This is a genomic window from Rhodococcus sp. BL-253-APC-6A1W (assembly GCF_012843405.1).
Lineage (GTDB): Bacteria > Actinomycetota > Actinomycetes > Mycobacteriales > Mycobacteriaceae > Rhodococcus.
The window spans coordinates 377,745-388,262 of record NZ_JABAFB010000005.1 but is presented as its reverse complement, the minus strand read 5'-3'; the positions used below and the strand labels follow the sequence as shown (position 1 = coordinate 388,262).

The window sequence follows — 10,518 nt, the reverse complement described above, 5'->3', positions numbered from 1 at the left end:
TGCGCCCCTCATCGCCGGCGGCTCCGGACCTCACGCCGCAACCATGATCGTGTCGTGAGAGAGCCGGTTAACCGATATGGGGTTGTTAGACCAGATCTGGCGCCACACGTCGTCGGGGAAGACGGTGAACGCCAGCAGGTCCTCGCGGGCGTCGCCGAGGTGATCGGCCACGTCGGGCAGCCGGCCTTCGGTGTACTCCAGCAGCCGGTCGAACTGAGCATTGACGGCTTCCGCGGTGGGCTGGTCGTAGACGCTGTGCAGCATCGCCTTCACGGCCGGCCACATGGACTTGGGACACACTGCCATCAGGTTCGCCGAGTAGTGGGTGCGGCAGCGCTGCCACGCCGCTCCCGGCAGGTTCGCCGCGATCGCCTCCACCAGGCCGGCGTGGGCATCGGAGGTCACCAGCCTCACCCCACCGAGGCCGCGGGCGACCAGGTCGGCGAAGACGGTGTTCCACGAGGCCTTGGTCTCGCTGGTGGCCACCTGCATCCCCAGCACCTCGCGGTGGCCGTCTCCGTTGACGCCGGTGGCCAGCAGCACCGAGGCCTTGACGACCTGCTTGTTCTCCCGGACCTTGATCGTCAACGCATCGGCGGTGACGAAGGTGAACGGGCCGGCCTCATCCAGGCGGCGATGGCGGAAGGCGGCGACCTGCTCGTCGAGGTCTTGGGTCATGCGGGAGACCTGCGACTTGGACAGCGAGTCGATGCCCAGGGTCTTGACGAGCTTGTCCATGCGGCGGGTGGAGACCCCGGCGAGGTAGCAGTCGGCCACGACGGTGATCAGGGCCGACTCGGCCCGCTTGCGGCGCTCCAGAAGCCACTCCGGGAAATAAGAACCCGAGCGCAGCTTCGGGATCGCGACATCGACGGTGCCCACGCGGGTGTCCAGCGGTCGGTGGCGGTAGCCGTTGCGGTAGTTAGTGCGCTCAGCCGAGCGGGCGTTCCACTCGGCCCCGCACACGGCGTCGGCGTCCGCGGACAGCAGGGCGTTGATCATGGTCTGCAGCAGCTCGCGCATCAAATCCGGAGATGCATCAGCCAGGGCTTGGCCAAGTAGGCCTGCAGGGTCGACAATATGGGGTGCGGTCATCGTGATGACTCCTCGAGGATTCTTTAGACGGTTGACTCGAAGGATCACACGGTGGCCGCTCTACATCCGTCCCGACACGGTTGACGGGCACGATCTCGGCCACCGAGTTACACCACTCTATGGGGCACTACTCTATGCCGGCCGGAATGACGGAACAGCAGCCGCCACCGAACGGCGCTCGAACGGTATTGGTCTGCGCTAACCGATCGATAGCCGGCTCTGGTCCCCGGTGAATCCCTGTTGCATGCTGACTGGACATCAGGTTCGGGCAGCACGACCCGAACGACCGCGACCAGGACAGGCGAGCAGGCATGAACTCCACCGCTTCCACCGACGGGCTGCCCTCGTCCACCGCACCCCTCGCGGGCGTGCGCGTGGTCGAAGTATCGAGCTTCGTAGCCGCGCCTCTGTGCGGCATGACGCTCGCGCATCTCGGGGCCGACGTGATCCGCGTCGACCCGATCGGTGGCGCTGCCGACTACAAGCGCTGGCCCCTCACCGAGGACAACGAGTCCATCTACTGGGCGGGTCTCAACAAAGGCAAGCGCTCGTTCGCCGCAGACTTCCGCAACCCCGATGCTCAGCAACTGATCCGCGATCTCGTGATCGATGCCGGGATCCTCGTCACCAACGCCGCGGGGCGGCAGTGGCTCGACTACGACGAACTCGCCGCGATCCGGCCCGACCTCATCCATGTCCAGGTCCTCGGTCGCGCCGACGGCACCGGTGCCGTCGATTACACCGTCAACGCCGCGGCGGGTTTCCCTCGGGTCACCGGACCCGAGAACCTCTCCGATCCGGTGAACCACGTCCTGCCGGCGTGGGACGTCGCCTGCGGTCTCTATGCCGCCCTGTCGATCGCGTCCGCTGTGTACCGCCGCGAAATCACCGGCGCCGGAACGAGGATCGTGCTTCCACTGGAGGACGTCGCATTCGCGACCGTAGGAAACCTCGGCTACCTCGCCGAAGCTCAGCTCGGAGGATCCGGTCGCACCCGAACAGGGAATGCCGTCTACGGCACCTACGGGTGCGACTTCGCCACCGCCGACGGTGCCCGTTTCATGATCGTCGCCCTGACGCCCCGGCATTTCCGCGACCTCACCGAACTCACCGGGACCGCCGCCGCCGTCACCGCACTCGAAGCCGCGCTCGACGTCGACTTCCGCGACGAAGGCGCCCGCTTCGAACATCGCCACGTGCTCGACAGCCTGTTCGGCGCGTGGTTCGGCAAGCGGACCGCCACCGAGGTCGAGGCGGCTCTCGGTGCCACCTCGATCCTGCACGAGCGGTACCGCACCTTCGCCGAACTGGCGCGCGACCCGCGCGTGACCGACAACCCGATGTTCCAGAAACTCGACCAGCCTCGCATCGGCGAACACCTCGCGCCGAGCACACCGATGTCGTTCGACGGAGTTCACCCGACAGTCCGGCCCGCACCCGCCAACGGTGACGACACTGCCGCCGTCCTGTCCGAGCATCTCGGTCTGACCGACGACGAAATCGATGCGCTCGTCGCCGCCGGCGCCGTCCGCACCCAGCAGAAGGACCCCGCATGACCCGCCTCGCCCAGACCCTCGGACTCACGGAGTTCCAGTCCGAGATACTCGATACCGTCCGCACGTTCGTCGAGCGCGACATCATCCCGAATGCACAGGAACTCGAGCATTCGGACACCTATCCGCAGGCGATCGTCGACCGGATGCGCGAGATGGGCCTGTTCGGTCTGATGATTCCCGAAGAGTACGGCGGACTCGGCGAGTCCCTGCTGACTTACGCCTTGTGCGTCGAGGAACTCGCTCGGGGATGGATGAGTGTCTCCGGGGTCATCAACACGCATTTCATCGTGGCGTACATGATCCGTCAGCACGGAACCGACGCCCAGAAGGAACACTTCCTGCCGCGCATGGCGACCGGCGAGGTGCGCGGTGCGTTCTCGATGTCCGAGCCCGAACTCGGTTCGGATGTCGCGGCGATCCGCACGAAAGCCAAGCGCGACGCCGGTGGCAACTACATCATCAACGGACAGAAGATGTGGCTGACCAACGGTGGTAGCTCGACACTCGTCGCAGCACTCGTGAAGACCGAGGAAGGCGCCGACAAACCCCACAAGAACCTCACGACCTTCCTCGTCGAGAAGCCGGCGGGATTCGGCGAAGTCGCTCCCGGTCTCACCATCCCCGGCAAGATCGACAAGATGGGGTACAAGGGCATCGACACCACCGAACTCGTCTTCGACAACTACGCGGCCCCGGCCGAGTCGATCCTCGGCGGCATCCCGGGTCGCGGGTTCTCCCACATGATGGACGGAGTGGAAGTCGGTCGCGTGAACGTGTCCGCCCGCGCCTGCGGTGTGGCGATCCGCGCGTTCGAACTCGCCGCCCGGTACGCGCAGCAGCGCAGCACCTTCGGTAAGCCCATCGCACAACACCAGGCGATCTCGTTCTCGCTCGCCGAGATGGCCACCAAGGTCGAAGCAGCGCACCTGATGATGGTCAACGCGGCGCGCCTCAAGGATTCGGGCGAGCGCAACGACGTCGCGGCAGGGATGGCGAAGTATCTCGCGAGCGAGTACTGCTCGGAAGTCACCCAGGCCAGCTTCCGCATCCACGGCGGGTACGGCTATTCCAAGGAGTACGAAATCGAGCGCCTCATGCGCGAGGCACCCTTCCTGCTCATCGGGGAAGGCACCAGCGAAATCCAGAAGACGATCATCAGCAAAGGTGTCCTCCGCGACTACGCCCTGTAACCGTCTGCCCCACTTCAACTCCGGAAGGAATCCGCGTGCAGCGTACGGTGTTCGACGAAGACCACGAAGCGTTCCGTCAGACGGTCCGCGATTTCATCGCCAAAGAGGTCACGCCCGTCTACCACGAGTGGGAGATCGAGGGTCATCCTCCCCGCAAGTTCTACAACCGCCTCGGTGACCTCGGAATTCTCGGGATCCAGGCGCCCGAAGAGTACGGCGGCGGTGGCGAGTCGTCGCTGAAGTTCAACGTCGTGGTGACGGAGGAGACCGCCGCTGCGGGCGTGACGTTCGGCTCGTACTCGGTGCATTCGAACCTGATCCTGCCGTACATCATGCAGCACGCGACGGAAGAGCAGAAGCAGCGGTGGATTCCCGGATTCGCCTCGGGTGACCTGATGTTCGCGATCGCGATGACCGAGCCCGGCACCGGCTCCGACCTCGCGAACATCTCGACCACCGCGAAGCTTTCGGACGACGGCAGCCATTACGTCGTCAACGGCTCCAAGACGTTCATCACCGGTGGCGCACTCGCCGATCGGATCCTGCTGGTGTGCCGGACCTCGCCGTTCGACCCGGAGAACCGCCGTGGTGGCCTGTCGATGCTCGTCGTCGACACCACGAGCGAAGGGTTCGCCGTCGGGCGCAAACTCGACAAGATCGGGCTGAAGACGTCCGACACAGCCGAGTTGTCGTTCGGCGACGTGAAGGTCCCCGTGACCGACCTGCTCGGCAACGAAGGGGAAGCGTTCTCGTACCTGACCCAGAATCTCGCGCAGGAACGGCTGACCATCGCCTTCGGCGCGGCCGCGACGGCAGCCGCGGCGATCGATCATGCGATCGCATACACCAAGGAACGCACGGTGTTCGGCAAGCCGGTGGCCTCGTTCCAGAACTCGAAGTTCGTGCTCGCCGAATGCTCGACGGAGTTGCAGGCGATGCAGATCATGGTCGACAACGCGATCGAACTCAACGACCGCGGCGAACTGTCGGTGGCCGACGCGGCGCGGGCGAAGCTCTTCTCCACCGAAGCGGCCGGTCGCATCATCGACAAGTGCCTGCAGTTGCACGGTGGCTACGGCTACATCACCGAATACCCGATCGCGCGCCTGTACGCGGACACGCGCGTGACCCGGATCTTCGGCGGTACCAGCGAGGTCATGAAGACGATCATCGCGAAGGATCTCGGGTTGTAGGACGACTGCCGCGACGGCGCCGCCCGCTCCGGGAGTGGGCGGCGCCGTCGGTCGCGAATGCGGCTGCGCGGTGCGATCGCCCACCCGATATCGTTCGCGACATGCGACTGCTCGTGAAATCGAAACGGGTCATCGAGGCCCAGTTGAGCAACTCCGGGATCCGGGCCCTGTCGGGCTCGATGGTGGCCTACGAGGGACAGGTCGCGTTCAAATCGGCAGGCTTCGGCGGTGGTGAAGGCGTCCTCGCGGGTCTGCGCCAGCGCGCCACGGGCGAGGGCTTGTCGCTGATGGAATGCACCGGGACGGGCGTCGTCTACCTCGCACATCAGGGGCAGGACGTCACGATTCTCGAACTGAACAACGAGACCCTGCAGGTCGAGTCCGAGCAACTGCTCGCGCTGAACGGCAACCTGAACACCAACGTGACGTTCGCAGGATTGCGAGGCGGCATGAGCGGGCAGGGCCTGTTCACCACGACGGTGTCGGGCACGGGTCAGGTCGCGTTGCTGTCCGCGGGTGGTCCGCTGATCCATCTCGAGGTGTCGCCGCAGTATCCCCTCGTCGTCGATCCCGACGCATTCGTCTGTGCCAAGGGACAACTGACGCAGTCCTTCGTCACCGACGTGTCGTGGCGGTCGGTGGTCGGACAGGGCAGTGGCGAAGCCTTCTCCCTCAAATGGGACGGCACGGGCGTGGTGTCCATCCAGCCGGCGGAACGGTAGGGGCGAGAGTGACTTTCACCAAGGTCAACAGCAAGGTCGTCAGCGTGGACCTGAACCGGTCGGGACCCGTCGTCGCTCGTCGCGGCGCGATGCTCTTCTACACCGGTGACGTTCGCTTCGCTCCCCACGGCGTGCCCGGCGGGGCAGGAAGCGCTCCCGGTCTCGGCGGGCTCGCCGGCATGGCCGGGCGGATGATGCAGGGCGAGCACGAGTCGACCATGCTCGCTCAGGGCAACGGCACCGTGCACTACGGATTCCGCGGACTGGAGACCCATGTGGTGGACATGTCCGCCGGCGGGGAGCTTCGCGTGGATGCGTCGCGGCTGCTTGCACACACGGCGGGGCTGCAGAGCACGGTGGTGTCGTCGGGTGCCGCGCAGGCGGGTGGGGGAGGCGGCGGCCTGCTGGGCGCACTCCGGGGCGCCGCGACGGGCGCGGTGACCGGCACGGGAATGTTCACGACACAGCTGTCCGGCTACGGCGCCGCGGTGCTGCTCGCGCACGGCGGCGTCTTCGAACTTCGTGTGGGTGGACCTGCGCCCGTGATCGTCGATCCCCAGGCCTTCGTCGCGGCGAGCGGTGCGGTCCGTACCGAACTGAAATCGTCGATGAGCTGGCGCAATGTGGGCCGCAGCGGCGGAGAGGCCATGCAACTCGAGTGCACCGGTCAAGGCATCGTCTACGTGCAGGCATCGGAGGAGAAACTGTGAGCGTCGTCCTCAATCCCGCGAGCTTCACCGAGAGCGACAACGTTCCCGGAAACAGCTACGCCTACTGCATCGACCTGCAGACGCCGTGGTTCCTGTCGAAGGGCGCGATGATCGCGTACTACGGGCAGGTGCGGTTCTCCGCCCTCACCCACGGACTTCAGGGTGGCCTGCTCGACATGGTGGCCCGCCGGTTCTCGGCACCGATGTATCTCGGCGACTACGTGGTGGCGGACGGCTTCGGGAAGCTGATCCTCGGGGACCGCGGTTACGACATCAACTCCTACGATCTCGACGACGGCAACCTCACGATCCGGCAGTCGAACCTGCTGGCCTTCGAGCCGGGTCTGTCGCTGAATCAGTCGATCGTGCCGGGATTCCTCACGCTGATCGGGACGGGACGGTTCCTCGCGTCGTCGAACGGACCGGTGATGTTCGCCGAACCGCCGCTGCGCGTCGATCCCGAGGCACTCGTCGGCTGGGCCGACTGTCCGTCCCCGAGCCACCATTACGACGAATCGTGGATCACGGGATTCGTCTCCGCCGGCGCACGCCGGTTCGGGGTCCAGTCGGGGGAGGAACGCCAGTTCGACTTCACCGGCGCCGGGACGGTGCTCGTCCAGTCGAGCGAGAAGGTGATCGACGACTCATCGCTGGTCCGTACCCTCGAGCATCAAATTCCGGGCCTCTCACAAGGCGGTCTGCACCGCATCAATCACGTCGTTTCGCAACAGATGCAACAGGGCTAACAGGGGTACCGGACGGTGACGTGAGACCGGACACCGCGCGGAGCAAAGTAGATCGAATTGTGACTACGCTCACAGGATAGGCAGACCTAACCAGAGGTAAGGTTTGGGCAACCTAACAACCTCAGGATGGTGGCTCACATGATCGTCTGTAGTTGCCACGCCCTCACGCACCACCACATCGAAGCAGAGGTGGCAGCGGGCGCACGATGCACCCGCGAAGTGAGCGCCGCGTGCCGCGCAGGAACCGACTGCGGCAACTGCGTACGCAACATCTCGGCGATCATCCGGCAGGCGCGCGTCCGAAATGAGACGATCGAGCTCGAGACCGCCGTGTAGCCAGCCCCTGCCCGGCGGTAAACCTGATGGTTCACCCCGGGAGGTGCCATGAAGGGCGACAAGAAGGTCATCGAATACCTGAACGAGCAGTTGACGGCGGAACTCACCGCCATCAATCAGTACTTCCTGCATTCCAAGATGCAAGAAGACCGCGGTTGGTCGAAGCTCGCGGCACACACCCGCGCCGAGTCGTTCGACGAAATGCGCCACGCCGAGACCCTCACCGATCGCATTCTCTACCTCGACGGACTGCCCAACTACCAGCGGCTCGGTTCGCTGCGTCTGGGACAGACCGTGAAGGAGATGCTCCAGGCGGATCTCCAGGTCGAGATCGAGGCTCGCGACCGGCTCCGCAAGGGATCGGAGTACATGCGGTCGGTCAGCGACATCACCTCCGCGAACATCTTCGAGGCGATCCTCGCCGACGAGGAAGAACATATCGACTACCTCGAAACCCAGCTCGACCTGCTCGAGCAGCTGGGCGAACCGCTCTACATCGCTCAGCACATCTCGCCCCCGGAGTAACCAGCTACGGGCACGCAGCGCCCTCGCCGTGAAAACGGGCCGCGACAGATGTCGCGGCCCGTCTTCACGTGCAGGTATCTTCGACGTGCTCGGTCATCTGGTCTCGAGAGTGAGGAAACACCGTGAGTGATTCGTCCGTGAAAGTGGTTCACAATCCCGACCGGCAGCGATACGAACTGGACGACAACGGTTCCGTCATCGGTTACGCCGACTATCACCCCGCCGACGACACTCAGCTCGTGTTCGACCACACCGTGGTCGACGACGCCTATTCCGGTCAGGGCCTCGCCGGCAAACTCGTTCGGTTCGCGCTGGACGACGTGCGCGAACGTGGAAAGCGGGTCGTGCCGGTATGCCCGTTCGTCGACAGCTTCATCGACAAGCATCCGGAGTACCAGGACCTCGTCGCCTGAGAGGTCCTGCCACGACCCGCCTTACACGCGACGGTCAGTGCCCCGCGCGGTTACGCAGGTCGAGTGCGACGTCGGTGATCATGTCCTCCTGGCCGCCGACCAGCCCGCGACGCCCGATCTCGACGAGGATGTCGCGGGTGTCGAGGCCGTAGATGTCCGCAGCGGTCTCCGCGTGACGCAGGAAGCTCGAGTACACACCGGCGTAGCCGAGCGTGAGGGTCTCGCGGTCCACCTGGACCGGCCGGTCCTGCAACGGACGGACGAGATCGTCGGCAGCATCCTGCAGGCCGAACAGATCGCACGAGTGCTTCCATCCGTGCAGATCGGCGACCGCGACGAAGGGTTCGATCGGGCAGTTGCCCGCACCCGCGCCCTGCCCGGCCAGTGACGCATCGACGCGGATGACGCCTTCCTCGACGGCGACGACGGAGTTGGCGACCGAGAGCGACAGGTTCTGGTGGGCGTGGATACCGATCTGCGTGCCCTCCTCGAGAACGTCACGGTAGGCGCGGACACGCTCACGGACGCCGTCCATCGTCAGCCGTCCACCGGAGTCGGTGACGTAGACGCAGTCGGCGCCGTAGGACTCCATGAGCTTGGCCTGGCGAGCGAGTTCTTCCGCGGGAGCCATGTGCGACATCATCAGGAAGCCGGACACGTCCATGCCCAGTTCCTTGGCGGCGGCGATGTGCTGGGCCGACACGTCGGCCTCGGTGCAGTGGGTGGCCACACGCACCGACCGCACACCGAGTTCGTAGGCGCGCTTCAGCTCGTGCACGGTGCCGATACCCGGCAGCAGCAACGTGGTCAGGATGGCCGAATTGATCGCTCCCGCTGCGGCTTCGAGCCATTCCCAGTCGGTGTTGCTACCCGGGCCGTACGTGAGGGAATGGCCGGTGAGCCCGTCGCCGTGCGAGACCTCGATCGCGTCCACGCCGGCACGGTCCAGTGCGCCCGCGATCGCTGCGACGTCGTCGGGGGTGATGCGGTGACGGATGGCGTGCATGCCGTCGCGCAGGGTGACGTCCTGGATGTACAGGGCCGTGCCGTGACTCGCGTACTCGCGCTGTCCGGCGTCGTTGGTGGTCGTCTCGCTCATGCCGAAACCTGCTCCTTCTTGCGTGCCGCGACTGCCCGGCCGACCTGCAGGGCCGCGGACGTCATGATGTCGAGATTGCCCGCGTACTCGGGCAGGTAGTGCGCTGCGCCCTTGACCTCGAGGAACACCGCGACCTTCCACATCGGTCCGGTGTGTTCGGTCAGCGTTCCGACGGTCTCGGTCATCGGGGTGAACTGGATTTCCTGCTTGAGCTTGTATCCGGGCACGTAGGTGGACACCTTCGCGACCATCGCCTCGACCGACGCGACGATCTCGTCCTTGCGGTCTTCGCCGACCAGCGCAAGAACGGTGTCGCGCATGATCATCGGGGGTTCGGCCGGGTTCAGGATGATGATCGCCTTGCCGCGGGCGGCGCCGCCGATCTTCTCGATCGCTTGCGACGTGGTCTCGGTGAACTCGTCGATGTTGGCGCGCGTGCCGGGGCCGGCCGACTTGGAGGAGATCGATGCGACGATCTCGGCCCAGTACACCGGCGTCACCTGCGAGATGGCAGCGACGATCGGGATGGTCGCCTGGCCACCGCAGGTGACCATGTTGACGTTGGGAGCGTCGAGGTGCTCGTCGAGGTTCACCGGCGGCACCACGTAGGGGCCGATCGCAGCGGGCGTGAGATCGATCAGGATCTTGCCGTGCGGGCGCAGCATCTTCTCGTTGTATTCGTGCGCCTTCGCCGAGGTCGCGTCGAACACGATCTCGATCTCGCCGAACCGGGGATGCTCGATGAGGCCTTCGACGCCGGTGGCGATGGCGTCGATGCCCAGCCGCTTCGCGCGGGCCAGGCCGTCGGACTCGGGGTCGATGCCCACCAGGGCGATCGTCTCGAGTTCGCTGTCCGCCAGCCTCTTGATCTTGATGAGCAGGTCGGTGCCGATGTTGCCCGGCCCGATGATGGCGACCTTGGTCGTGGTCATG

General features: G+C 65.4%; 11 protein-coding genes and 1 pseudogene. 9 read left to right on the top strand and 3 right to left on the bottom strand.

Annotation, left to right across the window (positions count from 1 at the left end; translation table 11 throughout):
- Positions 1 to 63 precede the first annotated feature (63 nt).
- A pseudogene (locus HF877_RS10290) lies at positions 64 to 1,095 on the bottom strand (IS256 family transposase); the annotation flags it as partial.
- Positions 1,096 to 1,406: 311 nt separating this feature from the next.
- On the opposite strand from HF877_RS10290, the gene HF877_RS10285 reads away from it, so the two are divergent.
- From HF877_RS10285 to HF877_RS10245, 9 genes are all read left to right on the top strand, one after another.
- Positions 1,407 to 2,651 (top strand): CoA transferase, encoded by a 1,245-nt coding sequence (locus HF877_RS10285; RefSeq protein ID WP_169621049.1) that lies wholly within the window; start codon positions 1,407 to 1,409, stop codon positions 2,649 to 2,651.
- Positions 2,648 to 3,841, top strand: coding sequence for an acyl-CoA dehydrogenase family protein (locus HF877_RS10280; protein ID WP_169621048.1), 1,194 nt, complete (start codon positions 2,648 to 2,650; stop codon positions 3,839 to 3,841). Before HF877_RS10285 ends, HF877_RS10280 begins: the two co-directional genes overlap by 4 nt.
- A 35-nt stretch (positions 3,842 to 3,876) precedes the next feature.
- On the top strand, positions 3,877 to 5,034 hold the full coding sequence (locus HF877_RS10275; protein ID WP_169621047.1) for an acyl-CoA dehydrogenase family protein: 1,158 nt from the start codon (positions 3,877 to 3,879) through the stop codon (positions 5,032 to 5,034).
- A 101-nt stretch (positions 5,035 to 5,135) separates the two neighbouring features.
- Complete coding sequence (locus HF877_RS10270) at positions 5,136 to 5,756, top strand: AIM24 family protein (protein WP_169621046.1); 621 nt, start codon at positions 5,136 to 5,138, stop codon at positions 5,754 to 5,756.
- Positions 5,711 to 6,466, top strand: a complete 756-nt coding sequence (locus HF877_RS10265; protein WP_169621045.1) for an AIM24 family protein — start codon at positions 5,711 to 5,713, stop codon at positions 6,464 to 6,466. Before HF877_RS10270 ends, HF877_RS10265 begins: the two co-directional genes overlap by 46 nt.
- Positions 6,463 to 7,212, top strand: coding sequence for an AIM24 family protein (locus tag HF877_RS10260; RefSeq protein WP_169621044.1), 750 nt, complete (start codon positions 6,463 to 6,465; stop codon positions 7,210 to 7,212). The genes HF877_RS10265 and HF877_RS10260 overlap by 4 nt, the downstream gene beginning before the upstream one ends.
- A 138-nt stretch (positions 7,213 to 7,350) precedes the next feature.
- Entirely contained in the window at positions 7,351 to 7,548 is a 198-nt protein-coding gene (locus HF877_RS10255) for a (2Fe-2S)-binding protein (RefSeq protein ID WP_169621043.1), read from the top strand.
- A 48-nt stretch (positions 7,549 to 7,596) separates the two neighbouring features.
- Complete coding sequence (bfr, locus tag HF877_RS10250; RefSeq protein ID WP_169621042.1) at positions 7,597 to 8,073, top strand: bacterioferritin; 477 nt, start codon at positions 7,597 to 7,599, stop codon at positions 8,071 to 8,073.
- Positions 8,074 to 8,195: 122 nt separating this feature from the next.
- The gene (locus tag HF877_RS10245) at positions 8,196 to 8,486 is read left to right on the top strand and encodes a GNAT family N-acetyltransferase (RefSeq protein WP_169621041.1); all 291 of its coding nucleotides are present in this window, start codon (positions 8,196 to 8,198) and stop codon (positions 8,484 to 8,486) included.
- 34 nt (positions 8,487 to 8,520) lie between these two features.
- Here HF877_RS10245 and dmpG read toward each other — a convergent pair whose 3' ends face one another.
- Both dmpG and HF877_RS10235 read right to left on the bottom strand, forming a co-directional pair.
- The gene (gene dmpG, locus HF877_RS10240; protein WP_169621040.1) at positions 8,521 to 9,585 is read right to left on the bottom strand and encodes a 4-hydroxy-2-oxovalerate aldolase; all 1,065 of its coding nucleotides are present in this window, start codon (positions 9,583 to 9,585) and stop codon (positions 8,521 to 8,523) included.
- Positions 9,582 to 10,517: an acetaldehyde dehydrogenase (acetylating) gene (locus HF877_RS10235; RefSeq protein ID WP_169621039.1), complete on the bottom strand. Its 936-nt coding sequence runs from the start codon at positions 10,515 to 10,517 to the stop codon at positions 9,582 to 9,584. The genes dmpG and HF877_RS10235 overlap by 4 nt, the downstream gene beginning before the upstream one ends.
- Position 10,518 lies beyond the last annotated feature (1 nt).